This window comes from Sphingomonas montanisoli (genome assembly GCF_008274695.1).
Classification (GTDB): domain Bacteria; phylum Pseudomonadota; class Alphaproteobacteria; order Sphingomonadales; family Sphingomonadaceae; genus Rhizorhabdus; species Rhizorhabdus montanisoli.
The window spans coordinates 343835-362779 of the sequence record NZ_VTOU01000003.1; the positions used below are offsets into that span (position 1 = coordinate 343835).

General features: G+C 61.8%; 19 protein-coding genes. 2 read left to right on the plus strand and 17 right to left on the minus strand.

The features are described 5' to 3' along the window. Position 1 precedes the first annotated feature (1 nt). From FYJ91_RS12895 to FYJ91_RS12915, 5 genes are all read right to left on the minus strand, one after another. Positions 2–1348 carry a hypothetical protein gene (locus tag FYJ91_RS12895; RefSeq protein WP_149522683.1) on the minus strand — a complete coding sequence of 449 codons (1347 nt, stop codon included), beginning with the start codon at positions 1346–1348 and terminating at the stop codon, positions 2–4. Next, on the minus strand, positions 1348–1482 hold the full coding sequence (locus FYJ91_RS21030; RefSeq protein ID WP_281290613.1) for a hypothetical protein: 135 nt from the start codon (positions 1480–1482) through the stop codon (positions 1348–1350). Before FYJ91_RS21030 ends, FYJ91_RS12895 begins: the two co-directional genes overlap by 1 nt. A 462-nt stretch (positions 1483–1944) precedes the next feature. Further along, positions 1945–2166, minus strand: coding sequence for a hypothetical protein (locus FYJ91_RS12905; protein WP_149522685.1), 222 nt, complete (start codon positions 2164–2166; stop codon positions 1945–1947). Positions 2167–2174: 8 nt separating this feature from the next. Then, positions 2175–2576: a hypothetical protein gene (locus FYJ91_RS12910; protein WP_149522686.1), complete on the minus strand. Its 402-nt coding sequence runs from the start codon at positions 2574–2576 to the stop codon at positions 2175–2177. Between the two features lie 83 nt (positions 2577–2659). Continuing rightward, positions 2660–3112 carry a hypothetical protein gene (locus FYJ91_RS12915; RefSeq protein WP_149522687.1) on the minus strand — a complete coding sequence of 151 codons (453 nt, stop codon included), beginning with the start codon at positions 3110–3112 and terminating at the stop codon, positions 2660–2662. Positions 3113–3268: 156 nt separating this feature from the next. Between FYJ91_RS12915 and FYJ91_RS12920 the strand changes: the two genes are divergently transcribed. Further along, positions 3269–3808: a hypothetical protein gene (locus FYJ91_RS12920; RefSeq protein WP_149522688.1), complete on the plus strand. Its 540-nt coding sequence runs from the start codon at positions 3269–3271 to the stop codon at positions 3806–3808. Beyond that, complete coding sequence (locus tag FYJ91_RS12925; protein WP_149522689.1) at positions 3805–4677, plus strand: DUF1796 family putative cysteine peptidase; 873 nt, start codon at positions 3805–3807, stop codon at positions 4675–4677. Before FYJ91_RS12920 ends, FYJ91_RS12925 begins: the two co-directional genes overlap by 4 nt. On the opposite strand, the gene FYJ91_RS12930 is transcribed toward FYJ91_RS12925, so the two are convergent. From FYJ91_RS12930 to FYJ91_RS12980, 12 genes are all read right to left on the minus strand, one after another. After that, positions 4674–7184, minus strand: coding sequence for a hypothetical protein (locus FYJ91_RS12930; RefSeq protein WP_149522690.1), 2511 nt, complete (start codon positions 7182–7184; stop codon positions 4674–4676). The genes FYJ91_RS12925 and FYJ91_RS12930 overlap by 4 nt on opposite strands. Before the next feature lie 189 nt (positions 7185–7373). Next, positions 7374–11732 carry a hypothetical protein gene (locus FYJ91_RS12935; RefSeq protein WP_149522691.1) on the minus strand — a complete coding sequence of 1453 codons (4359 nt, stop codon included), beginning with the start codon at positions 11730–11732 and terminating at the stop codon, positions 7374–7376. 209 nt (positions 11733–11941) lie between these two features. After that, positions 11942–12859 carry a hypothetical protein gene (locus FYJ91_RS12940; protein WP_149522692.1) on the minus strand — a complete coding sequence of 306 codons (918 nt, stop codon included), beginning with the start codon at positions 12857–12859 and terminating at the stop codon, positions 11942–11944. 158 nt (positions 12860–13017) lie between these two features. Further along, entirely contained in the window at positions 13018–13446 is a 429-nt protein-coding gene (locus FYJ91_RS12945; RefSeq protein ID WP_149522693.1) for a hypothetical protein, read from the minus strand. 257 nt (positions 13447–13703) lie between these two features. Then, positions 13704–13874: a hypothetical protein gene (locus tag FYJ91_RS21115; RefSeq protein ID WP_425474024.1), complete on the minus strand. Its 171-nt coding sequence runs from the start codon at positions 13872–13874 to the stop codon at positions 13704–13706. Beyond that, positions 13810–14628 (minus strand): hypothetical protein, encoded by an 819-nt coding sequence (locus tag FYJ91_RS20670; RefSeq protein WP_181008502.1) that lies wholly within the window; start codon positions 14626–14628, stop codon positions 13810–13812. Before FYJ91_RS20670 ends, FYJ91_RS21115 begins: the two co-directional genes overlap by 65 nt. After that, positions 14625–16940: an AAA family ATPase gene (locus FYJ91_RS12955; RefSeq protein ID WP_149522694.1), complete on the minus strand. Its 2316-nt coding sequence runs from the start codon at positions 16938–16940 to the stop codon at positions 14625–14627. The genes FYJ91_RS20670 and FYJ91_RS12955 overlap by 4 nt, the downstream gene beginning before the upstream one ends. Further along, positions 16940–17389, minus strand: coding sequence for a hypothetical protein (locus FYJ91_RS12960; RefSeq protein WP_149522695.1), 450 nt, complete (start codon positions 17387–17389; stop codon positions 16940–16942). The genes FYJ91_RS12955 and FYJ91_RS12960 overlap by 1 nt, the downstream gene beginning before the upstream one ends. Then, complete coding sequence (locus FYJ91_RS12965; protein WP_149522696.1) at positions 17386–17658, minus strand: hypothetical protein; 273 nt, start codon at positions 17656–17658, stop codon at positions 17386–17388. The genes FYJ91_RS12960 and FYJ91_RS12965 overlap by 4 nt, the downstream gene beginning before the upstream one ends. After that, on the minus strand, positions 17651–17851 hold the full coding sequence (locus FYJ91_RS12970) for a hypothetical protein (protein WP_149522697.1): 201 nt from the start codon (positions 17849–17851) through the stop codon (positions 17651–17653). Before FYJ91_RS12970 ends, FYJ91_RS12965 begins: the two co-directional genes overlap by 8 nt. Positions 17852–17857: 6 nt before the next feature. Then, positions 17858–18070 carry a MerR family transcriptional regulator gene (locus tag FYJ91_RS12975; RefSeq protein ID WP_149522698.1) on the minus strand — a complete coding sequence of 71 codons (213 nt, stop codon included), beginning with the start codon at positions 18068–18070 and terminating at the stop codon, positions 17858–17860. 113 nt (positions 18071–18183) lie between these two features. Beyond that, a complete protein-coding gene (locus tag FYJ91_RS12980) occupies positions 18184–18912 on the minus strand; it encodes a hypothetical protein (protein WP_149522699.1) in 729 nt (242 codons plus the stop codon). Between the last annotated feature and the right edge of the window lie 33 nt (positions 18913–18945).

Here is an 18945-nt window from a genome sequence, read left to right on the forward strand (position 1 = left end):
CTCATGCCCCCCCCTTCGCCGCCAAGTGGCGGATGTCGTCGGCGATCCACGCCAGATCGGTCGGATCGTCCGTCCCGTCCTCAAACCGCTCGTTGAACAGGCCCAGCTTCATGAGCAGAGCGGCGTGATCGGGAGCCCGGATCGTGAACAGCGCGTCCATCGCCTTGCAGTAAGCCGTCACCCGCACATCATCGTCGAGATGACCATGTGGCGTTTCATCGCTTAACTTTCGCGCCGTCTGATATGCATCCAAGCCAGACTGCCATGTTGGCACTCCAGCCTTGGCGCTGTCTCCTGCAGCGATCCGCTCGAGATCCTCGATCGCGCCCCAAAGGAGTTGCTGGTCAAGGCCGGACATGTCGAGACCCTTGGCAAAGGCCGCCGGGCGTTCATCGAAAACGGCCGTGTCGGCCCAGCGACCTTCGACCAAGCCCGAGAACGCCCGCTTCAGCTTCATGACGACGCCGGGGACGGTTCGGGCCGGCGTCTGTTTCATCAACATGTCCGCCGGGTCCATACGCTCGAAGAAAGGAGCGGCCGCCGCGTCGGTCAGATCGCCAGGCGAGACCTTCATTTCGCTCAGCGCTTTTCGGTATGTTTCAAACGCGCTGATGAGCTGCGGATCTTCCTCGGTTGCGGAAGTGCCCTGCCCGGCAAGGCGTCGAAAATCAGCTTCGATCTGATCCATCGCCTCACCGGCATGACTGCCGACATGATATTCCTGGCGACAGATTTCGAGTTTGGCGAGCGCGGCTACCAGATCAGGACAAGGCGTCGCGATGAGCGCGTCGAGCTTGGCGGTCGTGAAGTCGAGCAGGATGTCGGCCTCAGCCTTCAGGCACTCGAACCCCTGGCTATCGGGGAGCGTCGAGTGCGAGGCGTGACGATCGTAAATCTGACGAGAGCGTCGGTATTCGGCGAGCGCCTTGTCCCAACTTCCGGCGTCTTGCTGACGGGCGAGAAACCAGTCGAGGCAGCCCAGCTCCATTTCGACCGCCCGGCGATCTTCAGGCGCGTCCGGCGCATCGATCTCCAAGCTGTCGGCCTCGCCTTCGGGATCGCGATAGTGGATTGCTACGATCAGCTTTGCGAGGTTATCTGCATCGCAGGATGGCTCGAAGATTTGGATCGCCCGCGCCGCCTCGTGCCAGCGTTCGGCTGCGAGACCACCCTCTTCATCCTTCGGAACTGGCGACAGCCATGCTGTGACGTAGCGGTCGACAAGCTCTCGCATCATGGAGCTGGCGCCGGCCGGGATGGCGGGGAGGACGAATTGCTGACGCTCGTTTGCGGGACGGTCTGCGTAGGAAAGCTCGCCATTGGCCGGGCGGAGTGTGAAGTGTTCCATCACAGCATCCCCAGCAATTCGAGGATGTGGGGCAGGAATGCGATCACGCCCGCGCCGGTGGCGTAGGCGGCGAGATCGGTCTTTTCGATGCGCGAAAGCTTGGCCGGACGCGCCCCCGGCGGTATGGTGCTCATAGCCATTCACCTCTGATCAGGTGTTGCGGTTAGAGCCGGGGCAAGGGGCCTAATCCTTGCCTCGGCTCGCCCTTTCTGTTATCAGAAATAATGAAGGATGCAAGAGTTTCTGATAACAAAAAGAAGATCGGCCGCCCTGCTACGGGGGTGGGCACAATGATTGGGGTTCGGGTTCAGCCTGCCGATCTTGCGGCGCTGGACGAATGGATCGCTTGTCAGCCCGATCCCAAGCCAACGCGCCCCGATGCGATACGCCAACATCTCCGGCGCAGCCTTGACCATTGCAGTTCGATGCTAAGCGAGAATTCACGCTCAACCGTGCCTAACGAGGTGACGCGATAGCTGATGAATATCCCGGGTTCTTTCCTGACGGGTAATGTCCGAACTGATGCCAGGCTAGCTTTTAAGTGATGTCTTTAAACGTCGCCGAACCCACTAGCGCCTGACGCAGCCAACCGACCGTTATCGTATCGTCGCCTTCGCTTTAGCATCGACCCGCGACGAGCCAAGGCGCATCGCGTCCACGAATGCGCAGGCCTCGTACTCAGTGGGCCAGTGATAGACCGGCACGAATTGGCCGTAGTGGGTGCCAGCTTGGCCGCGGTAGATATAGCCCGCTGCCCACCATCCACGCAGATGCTGCGCCGGCTCTGCCTTCCACTCTTTGTCGGCTTCGCCCTGCATGATGCTCCCTAACCCCGCGCGATCATCATCAAGCGTTTCCGCTCGCGATCATCGGCCCACGACCATGCCCATTGGTCCACACCTGGCGGGGCATGATCGGGGCGGAAGTAGCCTTCAAGATGTTTGACGATGAACGCGACAGTCGTGCGCACCTGGCTGTCGTGCTTCATCCATCGATCTGTCGTCGCGTCATCCCAAAGCGGGCGCATCACGCCGCTGTAATAGTAGAACTGGTTCCAGCCCGAGCAGTCTGGCTTGAGCCGGCACCTATATCGCCGGTTCACCAGCGAGAAGTCGGCCCCTCGATCTGCAAGCAAAGCATCGAGGTCGACCGCACGCCATTTCTTGCACGTGTCGCAGCCGACCCTGACGATCCATGTCTCTGGCTTCTCCCCGCGCGCCTCGATCATTCTCGTTACAGTGTGCGTCCAATGAGGGAAGAACGCCGGTGGTGAGCGGCCCATAATTTCGGGTTTCGTCGTTCGGGCAGCGGTCAGCCACGACCGAAGTCGCGCTCAACGCCAGCGGCGGCATCCCATTCTCCCGTGGTCATGCCCATCATGACTTCGAAGAGCGAGCGGCTATCCTCTGGCGCAAAGAGGGCGGGCGGCTTAGCTTGCGGCGCCGGTACATGCAGGAAGATCGCTTCGCCCTGCTCGTAGGTGACAGGGATGAACTCGATCGGGTGAAACTCGGGCAGTGGCTCCAGGTCGCCTGCGCGCATGTCGTGCCACATCTCGTCGACCAAGACGCCGTAGATCCACTTCAAGGGGGAGCGAACTAGCGCTGCAGCTTTGCCGTCATAAGCCGCGATTGGCTGCCAGCCATGCGCCTCGATGAGCGGCTGCCAGGTCGACAGATCGTGCCGATATGCCTCTACTTCGGCCCAAGGGACGCCCGCTTGATTCGTAGAGCTGTCAAAATTGCAGAGCGGGTCGTGCCGCATGTTCGCCTCCGTGTTCCATGAGAACAAACATGGAACACGCGTTCCGAGTCGGTCAAGCGTCAGCGACGAGCGCAACGACCTCCGGGGGGAGCTTAAGCATGCTTCCACGAAAAAGCGCAAACTGGACAAGTCTAGTCGAAGTGATATGTCGTGTGGATGGGCATTATCATAGATTCTGACGGCGCTCGTCCTGACCCTCAGGCTGAAATGCGAGAAGCGCGTGAGCGCGAACTCTTTGAAGCTATCGGTCGCTTTACAGTGGCATGGGCCGATCTAGTCAGCACTTTGGCAACCGGCATTGACAGGCTCGACAGGCTCGCGCCGATGCTCGGGATGCAGCAATCCGTCACCGAGGACGTAAAGGATTTAAGTTTGCCATTCCGCCGAAATTTGGCAAAATTCTTTAGCCTCGTAGGACAACGGACGCCTGAATCCGAAGAATTGAAAAATGTTCTCTCCAACCAGCAACTGCTGCTTAGATGCGAACAAATATCACAGAGTTTTGCGATCGGGCGCGCCGCGATCCCTATTGGCTCAACGAAGGTTGAGGTCATAAAATTATCTTTGGGTTATGATCACGAGCCGATTGACGGGACGACCGCTGAGCATCTTTTCGATTTTGCGCAGCGCCTTAATTCCATGAACATGCATATCGGTTACGCCATGATGGTTGCGAGCCGTCCGCCAATCCAATGATCGCCATCTCGCCAAGCCGAATCGCCCGAAGTTATCCGGATACTTCGCTCGAACTGGCACGTTTGATTTACGAGGGTGTGCTGCGGCGCACACCCTCCACGCAAGAGGTCTTTGACCTGGCCACCCACTTAAATGGCGGTGAAAACGTCGCTGAGCAGGTTCGACAGGCATTGCACAACTTCATTCAGAGCGACGAAGCCCGATCGAATACAATGCCTCGAGTCGCCAAGCTGCCGCAAGCGAGCAAGCTGGTCGGATTGGGGACAAGTTGCTTTACGGCTTTCATGTTGCAGGGCTTGGGGCTGCGTTCACATAGCCAGCCTTTTGACTGGCTATTCTCGTGCGCAGACATGATCGCCGACTGCATCGAGGACGACTTCGAGACCCTTCTGGATTCCCGCTTCCACCAATCAACCCCACTTGGAAACCGGGCGCGCGTGGAGGAGAATTGCGGAACCCACCGCCTCTACGGTGATCGATACGGCATCGATTTCATTTTCAATCATCGCGATCCCGCCGCCCTAGATTTCGAAGGCTATTTGGGAAGATGTGTTGCTCGTCTTCGTCACGATCTGCGCTCAAACGCCCCAATTACGTTCCTGATGTTTTCTCCGAATTATCCCACCACAGCTCACACGCTGGAAAGGCTGGCCGATGCGCTGCATTCGACACCTCATCGATTGCTGAGTGTGAACATCTCGGATCCAGTCGGACATCTAGAACTCAGCGGTTTCAACCTGCTGCACAAGAGCGGTCGGCACGAACTTTTCGAGTACCGGCCTACTTCAAAATTATACGCCGGCTTGCACTTCGAGCAAGCGATTGACGCCGAGATGCTTCGCGCGCTGGCTTTCCAAAATGCTGCCTAAATCGCGGCCATCGACGGCATGAAGACCTTGCCCGAGCCGTCACCGATCGCGCCGCCGCTGTTTGTGACAAGCGGTGGGAGCCCGAGCATGATCTTCGATCCGGTGCCGGTGACGGCATAGGCCGATGCACCGATGCTCGCCCTGTTCCACGCATCGATGCTGTTGAGGCCCAATTCGACCGTCGAGTTGTTCCCGGTGACGATCGCCGCCTGTTCGTTCACCCGCTTGATATTCGAAATCGCCGCCTTCAACACTGAGTTGTCAGCCGCAACGACGATGCCATTCTGCGCGCCACCGGGATCACCATCCGCCGCCACAGCGCCTTGCATGAGAAGGTCGGCAACCTCCATTGACGCCCCGTCTGCGGAGGCATCGACATAAATGCCGAACTCGCCAAACAAGTCGATGTAAAGGACGCCGAACTTAATGTGCTGCGAGATCCCCGTTTGTCCTTGCACCATTTGGACGCCTCGCGCCGCCCCGATACAGAAGAAGCTGTCGAAAGTCGCTCCGTCACACCGACCAGTCTGGAGGGCAATCAAGTTATCTCGCGTCCATTCCCCGTAGGTCGAGAAGCCTGAGAAAGGCCAAAAATGGACATCCTGCGCCCTGAACAGGTCGGCGCAGCGATCAATGTTGATGCCGATATTGAAGCAGCTACCGCGCAAACGCCCAATCTCGCAACGCCCATACCCAGCATAATCGTGGAGAAGCCCCTTGGTCGCATTCCACAGCATGATGTTATCAAGGCGCCAGTCTCCGCTGATGACCGACAAATCATAATTGTGATTGATCGGCGCCCATCCAGGGGCCGGGTCTGGCTGGTTGCGAATAGTGCCGATGCCCTCAATCTCCCCGCCAGAATGCGACGTATCGGTCCCGTAAAGCAGCAGCCCCTCGCCCGAGTGATTGAATTTCAACCACGAACCAGGCCCACGGGTTGCCGGCGAAGTGTCTAACGATCCCTGATAGGGCTCACACCCATCCCCAACCAGCTTTGCCGACCTTCCGACCCGCCACATGTCACTAAGGTTATAAAAGGTTTCGACGCTCGGCATGCGGATCACGCGAGCGCCAGTATCAACCGCGATTCGAAATGCATTGATGTCATCGGTAACGCCGTCGCCCTTGGCCCCCTTGTCCATCACATTGACGCCAAACGTCGCGAGCGCCTGCTGCAGCGTCCGATATTGGCTTGCCGTGATCAGCGACGTGCCGGGAGTCGAGTTGGACGCGAGGGCCAGCGCCGCCAGATCGGCCTTCTCCGCCATCGTCTTGCCGTTGATGGTGACGACGCCGGTCGCACGGTTCACCCCGATGGGCTGATCGATAAACGACCCGGCGTCGTTGTAGCGGTTCAGGAACAGGTTCGAGCCCGCATTGCTCCCGCTCTCGGCCACGCTGTCGAGGCCCCAGGCGAAGCGGTTCAGCGCACCGCTCATGAAGCGCATGAGACGGAAGGTACCGGCGGCGCCGCGCGCATTTACCGATGGAGCGTTGACCTCACCAGTGAACGTCTGCCCCGCCGCGTTTGCCGGTGTGTAGCCGAGCAGGTCCGCGATCGTCACTTCGACCGGCGCCGCGCTCGATCCGCTCACATTGCCCAGCAGCTTGCCGTTGGCGATCGGGGTCAGCGAAAAGACGTTGCCCGTTTTTTTGACGCCGCCGCTCGCGTCATAGGCGCCCTGCGCGCTTGTCTGCGTGAACGTGATCGCCGTCGTGCCAAGCGTGCCCCCGGCCGCCGAAGTGCAACTCCACGACGTGTTCGCCTGCGTCGTGCCGCCGGACACGAACGTCGTCGCACCAGGCACCTCCGCCCATGTGTCCATCTCGACGATGCGCGTCCATGCGCCCGCCGCTTCGAGATACAGACCATTCTCTGCCGGCGCGGTCTGGTTCTTGACCAGCGTCTGCCCGCCAGACAGGCCGGTGACGCCATCGACGGTCTGGATACCGCTGAGCGAGATATTGCCCGTCGTGGCGCGTCGCGAGGCGGGTTTCGGCACCTGCCCATTCGAGAGCGACTGCACATAGGCGCGCGTGACCAGAGCGGCCGGATCGTTGGAGTCGACGCCCAGCACCGCGCCGGTCATTGTGCCGCCGGATTTCAGGAGTGCGCCACCGCCGCCGAGCGCGGCATTGACCAGACCCGAGGTAATGCTCGACAGATAACCGGCGGGGTTCCCGGAATCGTAGGGCGTGTAGCCCAGCGCGCCGATGATCGCGTCTGCCGTGACCGCTCCCGCCACGGAATCGGTCATGTCGACGTTGGTGATCGTCTGCACCGATGCGCCATTGGCGATCCGCAGGGTGTAGACGCCGCTATCGACGAAGAACTGGAAGAAGCCGAGCGCGTCCGTCTTGATCGGCTGCGCGAGCAGTTGCGCCTTGTTCGGGTCGCCATAGATCGGCTGCTGCGATCCATCCCCCTTCAGGACATTGATAAGGGCGCCCTCGATAGGCCGGCCGTCGATCGGGTTGGCGATGCTGTCGAAATATTTGCGCATCAGAAACCCACCGCGCGCCAGTGGAAGCCGTTGATGCTGCTAAAATGCGATTGAAAGGTGTGGAGCGCTTGCGCCATGAGTAGCTCGTTTCCTGGAGTAAGTGGAAACGGCTTCCCCGCTTTCGCGAGAATGGGCGCGTTGGCATTGATATACCTGAAAAATCAGGACCAAACAACTTCGAGCGTCGGGCTATGGGACGCGAGATCGCTGGGGCGCGAGCATAAATCCATCTGGCAATGGAGGCAGCGCGCCCTTCAGTGTAACGCCCTTCGACTTGGGGGGTTTCCCGAATATCCGCTCGCGCGTCGCTCTCCGACTGCGCGCCAGCGCATCCTCTATTGCTTCCTGCCGCGAGTAAGCTGGCAACCCAGTCCAACCCGGCGTGCCGAGCAGCGGACCCAACTGACCGCGAGCATCCAGACCCACCTGCTCCCGGTAGACCCCATATTCGCTTGGAGAGAGCTTGCGCCCATACACCTCATCGCGAGGCTGCCCGACGTGGGCGTCAGCACCGAGCATCGCGCCGTTGATGAGATCCTTTCTCGCCGTGCTCGTCCAGATCGGCGACACCATATCCGGACCGAGGCCCCCGCTATTGCGGACCGGCTGCCCCCAAACATCCCGTCGAGGCTCGACGCCCTGCGACAGGCCCGGAATGCGAGCCCGGATCGTGTCGAGAATAGAGCGCGCCTCACGCTGGTACGGGTCGATCGACCGCGCGGTCTGCGCCACGAGCGCTGGGACAGCGATACCGCCGGCTGTCCGCTGCAACCACGACCCAGCATAGCGACCAGGATCGTCGACCATCTTCGTCAGATCCGCCACGCCCGACAGCCAGGTCTTGCTCGAAAGGTTCTGTGCAACCGACGCGAACATCAGCGCCAACACCTTCTCGCGCTGGTCGTCGGTCATATGGGATTGCAGATCGACAACGTCCGCGGCGATGCCGAGCGTCGTCGAATAAGGATCGAGGCGGCTGTAGCTGTAATAGCGATCGCCGACGCGGATGCTGTAGGGCTGCCAACCATCCGCGCGCATCAGCCGCTCGGCGGACTCGTCGGCAGGGCCGCCGCCCGTGATCGTCCCTGAGCCTGCCAGTTCGAAAGCCATCAGCGATGCCGACGTGCCTATCATCGTCTTGGCGATGGCAAGATCGCGACGCGCACCGCCGGCCGCGATGTCCGCGCGCCACTCTTTGATCAATGGCGCACCGGGCGATCGTTCGAGCGCGAACTTCAGGATGTTGGTCGGGGTGCGCACGAAGGGCACCACCAGCTTGAGCAGTGGCTGGTCGGTCGTCATGCGCGATATGCTTTGACCGATAGGGCCGAGCGGCCGCTGGAACGTCAGATAGCGGCCATAGTCGAACGCCTCTTCCAGCATCTTATCGTCAGGATTTGACGCGAGATCGGCGACACGGCGCTTGAGCGCATCACCCTTCAAACCCTCGGTGTTCGCCTTGCGGGTTGCCAGTCCCCACAGCTCCATGCGCCGCGCCATCGCCTTGAAAAGCTCGTCCTCGGCGGACAACGCCCGCGTGGGTGTGCGGATGACCTTGCCTTTGAGCCCGGAGATCGCCTCCATGCTCTGCGCCTCGACCTTCGACATGAAGTCCGAAGGCTCGCCGGTGCGCAGCGTGCGGGCTGCCTGACCCAGCCCTTCCTTAAAGCCTTGCAGCAGGCCGACTGCTCGCGCGCCGACTTCGGAGCCGAGCACACGATCGGCATCGGCATTGGGCAGGATAGAGCGGACGCGGCCGATAGCCGCTGCAACGCCATGTTCCGGGATCTGGCCGAGAGCGGTGAGGGTGTTGGACAGCACGTTCACGGCGTGGGTCTGCGGCCCGCTCAACAGGCTGTTCATGTATAGCTCGGTCAGCTTATCGCGCAGGCGTGGCTTGGCGGCGTCCCGCAGGAACCGGTTCACCTTGGCGGGGTCGCGCAGATCGAGAATGCGACGCGCCACATCGGTGAGGCGATCTTCGCCACCGGCCTCATCAACCAGCGCTTTCAGCACACGTCCGCGCGCGTCTTTCGCTTTGGCCGTCATGCGGAATTGCGACAGCGCCCGTCCGGCTTCCGCCGTGGCGCCGCTAACCTGCTCCTGGATCGCGACGTGTTTCAGCCATCCCTCACGGAAGGCCGCCATCGCTTCGGGTCCGCCAGTCTCGACCTTATCGGCAAGGCGCAGAAGCTCATCGCCCGACTTGGCGAGGATGGCGCGCGCCGCCAATGCCTGCTCGGCGTTGAGCGCCTGACCCTGCCGGCGCTTGAGCAGGTCGTCGGCCGTCATGCCGATGTCGCGGGCGAGCGCAGCGGTCTCGGCATGACTGATCTTGCCGCGACGGGCGGCATCGAAACCGCCGACCTTCGCTTCAACGGACTGTAGAGCTCGGCGAATGTCCTCGCTGCTTTCAAGCTTGTCGAGCGCGATATTGCCAGCGCGGGCACCAATGGCCGGCAGATCCTCGTAAGCCGTCGCTGGTGCCGAATTGGCGTCAAGATCGGCCATCGTGACGGGCTGGCCAATATCCTGAGCGAGAGGACGCCCTTCTGCCTCTGCCTGCTCCACGGCCATCCGCTGATCGCGCGTAGCGTTGTAGGTATCGAGCGTTTCGAGATCATCAGGGCGCCAGGTCCGGCGGGTGCCGCGATGGGTGTTGTCGATCGCGTCGAGCAAATCATTGACGCTTGGACCGTCCGGATGATCGGGGAAGAAGCCGGCTTCCGCTGCGCGCGCTGCGGCTTCGTCTAGCTGCATGCCGTCCGGATTGACGAGACGGCCGAGAAAGCCTTCGTCTTTCGCAAAGTCGAGATCACGGCGCGGGCTGTTGTCGATACCCATCGCGCGGAGGTTGCCGCCGTCGTCTTTCACACCGCCGCGCGTCCGCAACCAGCCAACTAGATCGAGCGGCTGACGACGAGTGCGCCCATCGGGGAGTGTGAAGCGCGGCAGGGTGTCGCGCTCGTCGGGGGACTGTATGTTCTGGATCGTGCCGGGAAGCGCCCGCTCGGCCTCGTCCAGCGACTCGATCGCATTCGCGGGAAGCGGCATCACGTCGCGCGGATCGACGGTGCGGGCGAGGTTTGCCATGTCTTCTGCGCTGGAGGGTTCGCCGATCGGCCGAACCTTGCCGGTAACAGGACGCTCCCACTCGAAGCCAGGCGGGAGGTCGGGCGCATCGGAGGGAACGGCAGGTCCTTCGATCGTAAACCCCGGCGGGACGTCGCTCGCCATGGCCGCGCGCCGCGAATTGACGAATGCGGCCCCATCAGGCGTCAGATCGTGAGCGCCAGCACTGTCTGCGACCGACGTGCTCGATCGAATTGGAGGATGGCCTTCGGTTTGAAAGCCGGGCGGCAAATCCGGATCGGGCGCTCGTGGTGTGATATTCCGAATGCCTGGAGGACGCCGAAAGGTCTGGCGCGCGCCGCGAAGGCGGGCCAGCACGTATGGCGCGGTAACGCCAAGAGTCAGGCCCGCACCCGCACCAATCGCAGCCCCGCCAATAGTAGACGGCACCCGATCAAGAGGACCGCCCTCAGCCGATCCAAACCCAGCGACGCCGCCTTCGATCGCTCCCGTCGCGAGCAGTCGATTGCGGACGGCCGATCGCGCGGCAGCGGTGGCAGCAAACCGGCTCGCGCCCGATCGAAGGGCTAATCTCGCGACATTTAGACCGAGCCCTTCAACGGCGCCGCCGGGAATAGCCAACCCACTCGCTAGTTGCCCACCAAATCGAGCGTAAGGGTGGCGATCATCATCGAACGCCAGAACGGATCGGTTCTGATCGATGTTATTATAAAGGATGTCTCCGAAGCGACGATCGCTGGACCAGATGTTTTCCCGGCCGCGCGTGCCGCCGAGGGTGTCAATTACGCCTCCCACTTCGTCGAGCAGGTTGACAGGATCGCCTGCCCCTCGCGCGACCGCGCCGATAACGCCATCGCCCGCGTCCGTCAGGACGCGCGGCGCTTGATTGTAGAGGATGTCTGGCGTCGCCTTGGCCCCACGGTTTCTCGCTTCGACACGCTTACGGGCATCGTCGGCGCTGATCTGAAATCCGTTGACCTTCGCGTAAGCCACAAGATCGTCCGCCGTGGAGGTCGGGCTCGCGAACAGGTCCGCATACCCCTTCGCGATCTCGGGTCGCAGCCCCTGAAACGGCGTCGCCTCGTCCTTGAAGAAAGCCACGCCCTTACCGTCAGTCGCCTCCTCTGCCGGCGCCCAGGGCAGCTTATGGCGATAGTCGGATGGCATCTGGAACTGACCGGCGAACGCACCACGACGGTTGAGGCGGGCGCCGCGCTCGGCCTCCATATAGGACAGCAACCGCGAGGGATCGGCCTTGAGGTAATTCGGCGTCGCAACTGCGAGGCCCTGATCGAGGATCGAGCGGCCATAGTCCTGCCCCCCGACATCGAGCGTCGCGACGGGCCGGCCGTAGGTGAGTGCGCCGGTCGGCATTGCCGTGCCACCATCGGACAGCGCGCCTTGCAAGAAACGCTGGCCTCTCGCGCCGAGATCGACGGATTGCCCGCCGATCATGCCGGGCTGTCCGAGTTCGAAGGCATCCACGCCGAACAGGCGGGCATTGCGGCCATCGGTAGGGAACGTGTCGCCATCGTGCGGCACTTCGCCCGGCGGGATAGTGATCGGCCCGACAGGCCGTTTCACCACCCCAGCGAACATGCGCCGCGTCGGATCATCACGAGTTTTCGACCTTGGCTCTAGTACGAAGCCGGGAGGCAGATCGCTCACGTCGCGGGAACCCACTGACCGTTCTTGCGGGTCATGCGCTGGCCCGTCGTCGGGTTGACGATCGTCTGGCCGGCGTAGGGGTCGGCGCCGGTGCGTGACCCGCTTCCGCTGCCGCCAGCGCCTCTGCGTCCGTTCTTGTAAGTCTGGTAGATTTCCTGCTCGCCGGGCGTCAAACGCTGGCCCTTGGTCACCTTGCCGAGAATGCCCGCGACGACAGCGTTCGGCGTCGGGGCACGCGGTGCAGTCGGCCTGGGATGAAGATCGCGATACGACGGCGAGCCCTTCACCTGCGTCCGGTTTTCTGTGCGGAAATCGTCGAGGGCCATCTTGTTGCCCATCGCCGTGCTGCCCCAGCCCCGCAGCGTATAATCCTGCATGGCCTGGCGATATTCGTCGGAGTCGGGCTGGCCAAAGCGTGCCGCATAGTTCTCGGCAGGAGTGGGGGCGTCGTACACGGTATTGGTCTGCCCCGTGGTCGGATCGAACTGGACTCGGTCCTCAGCGCCGGAGAAGTATTGTGGTTTCCGCGCTTCGTAGTCTCGATCGGCGAGCTGCTCTTCCCGCTCGATTTTGCGACGGGCCAGCCACATTTGCTGCGCGCGCATCTCCTCCATCTGGCGGATCTTCGTAGGAAGATAGGTGCCTTGGCCGCCGCCTGCGGCAGCCATGACGTCTCCGAGAGCGCCCAGCACGTCCCGCCAAGCGCCATCCTTCGCGAAGAAGCGTGGGCCGGGCACCTTGACGTTCTGACGAAGCTGGGAGGGGTCAAGGGTCTGCATCAGGGCTACGGGCTGATCTGCGGCGTCGAACGGACGAACGCCGGGGGCGCTGGACTGCGGCGCCAACGGTGCCGGGACCATCATCGGGCGCTGCCCGGCGAACGGATCGGTGGGGAGGGTAGGATCGATGCCCATCGAGCCCATCCCCATAGGCAGGCCGGTGTCGCTCGCCCCGTCGAGGCGGCGACTGCCAGGCAGGCTTTCGCCAAGACCGGGTGTCGCATAGGGCACAGGCGTCGTATACCTACCCGTCCGGCGGCCCGAGTTGCCGAACATTCCTTGGAGCAGACCCACTACTCCGCCTCCTCACTGTAGCGCTTCACCCAATCGCTGGCCGCAATCAGCACGCCCGGATCGATCGTATGGGCATAGACTTGCAGCTGGTTTGCTGCTTCTTCGTCTCCGTGGTCGGCAAGGTCGCTGATGAAGGCGACAGCTTCGGCCTGCTTTTCTGCTGCGGCGTCTATTTCGTCGCGCTGAGCGTAAACTGCCGACATTAGGAACAGGACAGATGACAGGAGCAGTTGCTCCTTTCGACCACCGTGGGTCGCTGCCATCCTCGCGAAAGCCTCCGCAACCGCTATGCCGTGATCCGTGGTGACATAGCCCTCCGCCGTGCGCTGCAGAGCATGGTCGACTAGATCTCGCTGCGCTTGCATGTCGCCACTTGCAGCGCGCTTGAGCAGATCAGCGATGGCGGGATCGGGTGAGATGGCGATCATGCGAAATTCTCCAGCTCGCGCCGAAGTGCAGCGCGGATCACATGAGAGGGGGTGGTTCCTTCGCGCGCGGCGCGGTCGGCGACGCGAGAGCGCAGACGCGCATCCAACCGGAAGCAGATCCGGTCGGGCGACGATATTGCGGCGGAAGATGCGTCCATTTGAAGTCCGTTCGGTCAGGGTGACGAAACGGCTTCGCAAGGTGTTGCGATGGGCGCGTGCAGAGCACGATATGCCATCCCGTTGCGTCAGACAAGGGCCTATATGCGCCCCGCCAACTCCCGACACTTCGCCAGCAACTCGCGCGCACGCTTCCGCGCCGCCCTCGCCTCTCGGGTGTAGTGCCCATGTCGAAGCGCATTCTTATTACCGCTCGGAGCGCCGGACCCGGGCGCGCCGCCGTGAATGCGGCACCGCCGCTTTCCCTTCACCGCCGGGGATTGGCATTCCGTCCCACGCCGCGTCCGAGCCAAGCAGCGCGGTGCTGCCCGCATCAGGTCCAAATGGTTGTCCTTCAAGATTTCCTCCCTGCCGCCCCCCGGTGTTGACCGTCTCGGCGATGATTGCCTGCCCGCCACGATTATCCACGTGAACATGCCGAACGACCTGCTCGCCGCCCCGCCGATGCCTGCCCAGCGCTTCGAGCTGCGCCGTGAAGCTGCGCGAAAGCTTCGTCGCGAGATTGCCGAAGTCCGTTGCGGCAGATCGATCGTTCGCCTGCTTCATCCGCAGCAGCATATCCATCGCGGCGTCGTGTGTGGCGTACATCTGGACCGCTAGTGCCGCCTCTAACTCGTCAGCCGGGTTGATGGCCGCGACCATGGCAAGCGCAGCGTTGACGCTGGTGGTGGTCGGATCTTCGCCCCGGCCCTTCGATGCGTTCATTGCCCATAACAGCGCGCGCTGGCTGTACTCGACCGATGTGGTCCCCATAAGAACCGCTATTCGGGTAGCCTCGCCGACCTCGTCGGAATGAACCGGCCGCATGTCGACGACATCGTCTTCACCTACCGACACATCGAGGTGCGGGCGAACAGGCATGCCCTGCCAACGTGCTTTGTCGGCCGCGATCTCCGCAGCGACGCGTTGGCCAGGGGGCGATCTGGTCTCGGCGGCATTTACCGCCGGAACCGCTTCGGTTGCCTCGTTTGTGCACGAGGCCACATTCTTCGTCGGTGCGCTCATTTGATGTTCTCCCATCCGGGCACTGGATCATCTTCGCTCTCGCCCGGCGCCAAGATCATGCCGCTGGGCGAGCGACCGAGCGCGGGGTTGTCGTGACAGCGATCCGCCGCTCCACCGGTATCCTGCTCCACCTGTGAATTCCGGCCCGCAACGCTCCGCTCCACCCCGCCACTAATATGGCGGGTGGTGGTGGAGCAGACTTTTGCTCCAGCGCGCTCCACTGAATCTGCTCCACTGAAGCCGGGTGGAGCAGAGTTGTCGCTCTGCCATTTCCCGACCTCGATAAACTTCCGCGGCCGGCGCTGCGCGTCCTCGCGTTCGACGGTGACGAGTGCGCCATTCGACAGCCAGGTTTTCATCATTTGGAGGAGGCGGCGTTTGTCCGAACGGGACTCTACGTCGAGGCCAAGCACCTCGGCCGCAGCGCGTCCCGCCCAGTTTGGCGACTGATGGTTCTCGCGCCATTCGCCACCGTCGATCGCCATCTGAACACGGAGAAGGTGATTGCCGGTGAGACCGTCGAACGGATCCGGCGCCGTCCAAGGGATGGCAACGCCGATGCTGTCGCTGTGGCCATTCTCGCCGCCGTTACAAAGGTCGACACTCTCAAGCCGGTACCAATCAGCATTCTCGGCAGGCGCGCGATTGTGCTTGTCGTCCTGGACGGAAAAATAGCGTCGTCGTTCCTGATCATCGAAGCCGAACTTGTCAGCCACCTCGGCGTCCATCCGGTTGAGCACGAGCGCGGAGCGACAGGCGTCCGTAAGAGCTTTTGCGCCACGCGCGCTCAACGCGGTGACTTCTCCGGATCCTGCCTTGCTGGTGTGGTGCACGAGCACGATGCAGCAATTGGCAGCGTTGGCCACACGGCTCCATGCTTTTGCGATCTTATCGATCTTGGTATTCGCGTTTTCGTCGACCTCATGGCTACTGACGAATGGGTCGATGACGAGAAGGTCGATCGAACGCGCAATCAGTTCGGCCGTGATCGCCTCATAGACCGGCGCGAGAAGCCTGAAGCCGGTCTCATCTTCAACGGCAGTGCACAGGCCCGTTCCGTCCATTGCGGTATCGACGAACAGCCGGCCCTCGACTTCTTGACGCGTTAGCCCGAAACGCTTGGCAGCCGCCTGGATCGAACGCTGAAGCTCCTGCAACGGATCTTCGAGATTCCATATCCACACGCGCTTCGGACCGTCCCACACTGACTTGCCAAGGAGGGGCTGCCCCGTGATCAACGAGAGAGCGGTGCCGCAGAGAAATGTCGTTTTACCCACACCGCCCGGTGCAATCGCCGCGGTGACAACGCCTCGGAGAAGATAGCGGCCGAGGACCCAAGGTCGCGGCGGGATCGTCGATGGTTCGCACCAAGTATAGGGCGTGGCCTTCAGAACGTCCTGTGACCCTACGGGCAACGAGATGACATCTGCGGGCTGATCAAGTGCGCTGCGCGCGAGCGTTTTCAGCTGGTCGACTGTGCCCCCCATAGCGAGCCAGTCCGACACGTCGCCCTTCGGCGGCAGGTCCGGCAACTTCAGGATCGTCACTACCGCTGCCATGCCGGTAAGCTTCTCAGCGACATCACGGGCATGCTCTGCGCCCGCAGGGTCATTATCTTCCAGCACAACGCAGCGGCGCCCCTTGAAAAAGGGCACTAGCTCACGCCGAAACTTACCCGCCCCCTCGCTGTTGCAGGTCGCGATCAGGCCGAGGCCGACAAGTCGATCAGCATCCTTCTCGCCCTCGCAGATGAACACAGCGCGGGAGACATCCGACGCGAGCAATTCCGGCAGCCGGTAAGGCACCCGGCGCACCCCATCCATGCAGCCTTTGGCCGCGTGAAAGCCTCCGTTGCCATCCGGCCCTAGCTGAATGAAGCGCTTGTCCGGCGACCGTTTCACCCGGCTGATCACTGCGCCATTCTCGTCCCGGTAGTCATAATAGATTGGCAGGATCTGAGCTTGAAATGCAGGTGACGGCGAGTGGTCGCGATCCTTCAGGCCTTGCTCTTCCATCCACGCGAGAGCGCCACCAGCATCGCATCCTTGCTCGCGCTGAATGAGGTCGAGCATGCCACCGCCGGTCTTCAACTCATGGTCGTAAAAACGGCCCTGATCGAGGTCGACGGAGAGGGAGCCCTTGTTGCCGAAACGAAGCTGGGTGGCCGTACTGAGGGCCTTGTTGGGCTTGTCGAGCAGTGCGCCGACAATTCGGGGGGCCAGGCCAACGAAGTCGATCGGAGGCGCAGAGCCATTTGCGTTTGCCGCTCGGCCGTAGGAGGCGAACGGATCATTGGTCGTTTGGGAGGCCATCAAGCATTCCCCCCTTTCACGGTGCAGACGAGCAGCGGCTTACCAGGCGCAAGTTCCAGGATCAGTTTGATCCAATGCATCTCATGCTCTGGCCGCGTTTCGACCAGCATGGCGTTCCCGCCGGTTGCAGCGACGCCCGCGACGCCACCGTAGGCGGCTGCCAACGGTTCGCATGCAACGACGGCAAAAGCCCGGCATGCTTTGATCGCACGACGGATGGATGGGCCATGGAACCCATCCGGCCCTTTCGACACGTCCATATCGTCGCCGATCATCACGATAGCGGGTCGGCCGGCGGGGAGTTGAAACGCCCGGCGGCCTGGAGGCACAAACAGCATGCCAGCGCGGTGGTCACGGACCGCAGCAAGGATTGGACGGAGGTGCGGCGCGCACACTTCCATCGCCGCGGTAAGCTTTGCCGTATCGGACGGCGCGTGAAGCACGCTCATGCAGCACCTCCGTCGCGTTCAAAGAGACAGGCGACGACGTCGGCGGCTTCGCGTTCGCGCTTGGCCATCTCGACGAGCATGCCGCCCAGGCCAACGAGCATCGCGGCTTGGTCGATAGTGACGAGGTTGCGAACGTCCGCGAGGAATTGCGCCAAATCTTGGGTGTGCGATAGCCACAACCCAGAGGTGTCCCAATCATGGGGGAGGCAAGTTTCCTCGATCATAAGAAGAAGAAACTCGGCAGCTTCAGGTGAGACAGTGTTAGCCATGCGCCGCCTCCGCCACTTCCGGACGAAGCCAGTGCGTCGCGATGATGCGCGGGATCAGTTCAAGATGAGGTTGCGCGAACGCGGCCTCAGATGTATTTTCGTAGACGCTGTTGTGATGAAAAATGTGGGAGGTCGGCATGGCAGTGCCGGCCTTTCGCGTTTCAGGGCCGCTCGCCGCTGCTGCTACGAACATGGTCGATCACGCGGCCACGCGTTCGGAGGTAGACGAGACGCGACGGGCAGCGAGCCAATCGATCAAATCGTCCGGGTGGTACATGGCCTTGCGACCAACCCGGATAAATTTCGGGCCTTTCCCGAGAACGCGCCAGTTGGCGAGCGTTTTGGGCTCGGTGCCCACCATAGGAGCCGCGCCGACTTCGTCGAGGAGGGGCTTAAGTTCGAGCTTCGACATGGAATCGTCTCCACTGCCGTCGCGGGATTGCGAAGGCGATGGAGGGATCGTGCAAAGCAAAAACTTGGCGGACGAACTTGGCATCCGCCGAGTCGCTCGGATTTTCCGCCAAGTTATCTCGCCAAGTTAGGCTTCAGCTTAGGACCATCCTTTTTCCAGTGCTCTGGAGCCAGCTCGCCGCGGAGATCTCGAATGCGGTCCCGACTTATGCCGACCAATCTTCCCGCCTCCTCATCTTGCTTCCGGGTGAAGCCTTCGGGGGGGGCTGAGGAGACACGGTCGGTGTACCAAGCACCGTGCTCTTGCCAGTTGGAGTAGCGGTTGAAGGTGGTTGCCTGAGAGCTAATGTCTTGACCTTCAGCGGACACCGGTGAGCTTTTCGCCGGAGAGGCCCTTTCCTCTTCAGAAACTTCGACACGCACAGGAGTTACCAATTGGCCGAGTCGAAATGATAGAGCAGAGCTCCATCTCTCCAATGCGTCTGCCCATATTAAAATAGGACAACCAGCCATCCGCGCGTCATAGCCTGGGATGGTGCTAAAATCCGGCAAAGTGCGAGGTAGGTTGGCATCTTCCTTGGTGAAAGCTCGCCAAACATCTTTTGGGATCTGGTAATATTTCTCTGAGCTGGAAATTTGAACATAGGCGGCGAGTTCGCCCGTCGCTAAAGCGTAGGAAAGAGCGCGCTCGTATTGTCGTGACCAAATCACTGCTTCATCAATACTTGCCATCGTTAACCGCCAATCAGCGCCCAGGTGCCAAGCGCAGGATTGGTCAATCGCGTCTGCAATCCCAACGGGATACCCCGCGAATTTGTCCGGCACGTTTAGAAATGCAGTCATTCACGCCCTCCGTTGGCGCTTCCACTGAGTGAC

What these genes read in the sequence shown, in the direction of transcription:
- FYJ91_RS12965 (WP_149522696.1), bottom strand. Translation starts at nt 17,658, where the DNA reads ATGGCTAACACTGTCTCACCTGAAGCTGCCGAGTTTCTTCTTCTTATG.
- FYJ91_RS12895 (WP_149522683.1), bottom strand. Translation starts at nt 1,348, where the DNA reads ATGGAACACTTCACACTCCGCCCGGCCAATGGCGAGCTTTCCTACGCA.
- FYJ91_RS12920 (WP_149522688.1), top strand. Translation starts at nt 3,269, where the DNA reads ATGGGCATTATCATAGATTCTGACGGCGCTCGTCCTGACCCTCAGGCT.
- FYJ91_RS12925 (WP_149522689.1), top strand. Translation starts at nt 3,805, where the DNA reads ATGATCGCCATCTCGCCAAGCCGAATCGCCCGAAGTTATCCGGATACT.
- FYJ91_RS21030 (WP_281290613.1), bottom strand. Translation starts at nt 1,482, where the DNA reads ATGAGCACCATACCGCCGGGGGCGCGTCCGGCCAAGCTTTCGCGCATC.
- FYJ91_RS12905 (WP_149522685.1), bottom strand. Translation starts at nt 2,166, where the DNA reads ATGCAGGGCGAAGCCGACAAAGAGTGGAAGGCAGAGCCGGCGCAGCAT.
- FYJ91_RS12910 (WP_149522686.1), bottom strand. Translation starts at nt 2,576, where the DNA reads ATGATCGAGGCGCGCGGGGAGAAGCCAGAGACATGGATCGTCAGGGTC.
- FYJ91_RS20670 (WP_181008502.1), bottom strand. Translation starts at nt 14,628, where the DNA reads ATGAGCGCACCGACGAAGAATGTGGCCTCGTGCACAAACGAGGCAACC.
- FYJ91_RS12960 (WP_149522695.1), bottom strand. Translation starts at nt 17,389, where the DNA reads ATGAGCGTGCTTCACGCGCCGTCCGATACGGCAAAGCTTACCGCGGCG.
- FYJ91_RS12975 (WP_149522698.1), bottom strand. Translation starts at nt 18,070, where the DNA reads ATGTCGAAGCTCGAACTTAAGCCCCTCCTCGACGAAGTCGGCGCGGCT.
- FYJ91_RS12930 (WP_149522690.1), bottom strand. Translation starts at nt 7,184, where the DNA reads ATGCGCAAATATTTCGACAGCATCGCCAACCCGATCGACGGCCGGCCT.
- FYJ91_RS12945 (WP_149522693.1), bottom strand. Translation starts at nt 13,446, where the DNA reads ATGATCGCCATCTCACCCGATCCCGCCATCGCTGATCTGCTCAAGCGC.
- FYJ91_RS12980 (WP_149522699.1), bottom strand. Translation starts at nt 18,912, where the DNA reads ATGACTGCATTTCTAAACGTGCCGGACAAATTCGCGGGGTATCCCGTT.
- FYJ91_RS12955 (WP_149522694.1), bottom strand. Translation starts at nt 16,940, where the DNA reads ATGGCCTCCCAAACGACCAATGATCCGTTCGCCTCCTACGGCCGAGCG.
- FYJ91_RS12970 (WP_149522697.1), bottom strand. Translation starts at nt 17,851, where the DNA reads ATGTTCGTAGCAGCAGCGGCGAGCGGCCCTGAAACGCGAAAGGCCGGC.
- FYJ91_RS12940 (WP_149522692.1), bottom strand. Translation starts at nt 12,859, where the DNA reads ATGGGCATCGATCCTACCCTCCCCACCGATCCGTTCGCCGGGCAGCGC.
- FYJ91_RS12935 (WP_149522691.1), bottom strand. Translation starts at nt 11,732, where the DNA reads ATGATCGGCGGGCAATCCGTCGATCTCGGCGCGAGAGGCCAGCGTTTC.
- FYJ91_RS12915 (WP_149522687.1), bottom strand. Translation starts at nt 3,112, where the DNA reads ATGCGGCACGACCCGCTCTGCAATTTTGACAGCTCTACGAATCAAGCG.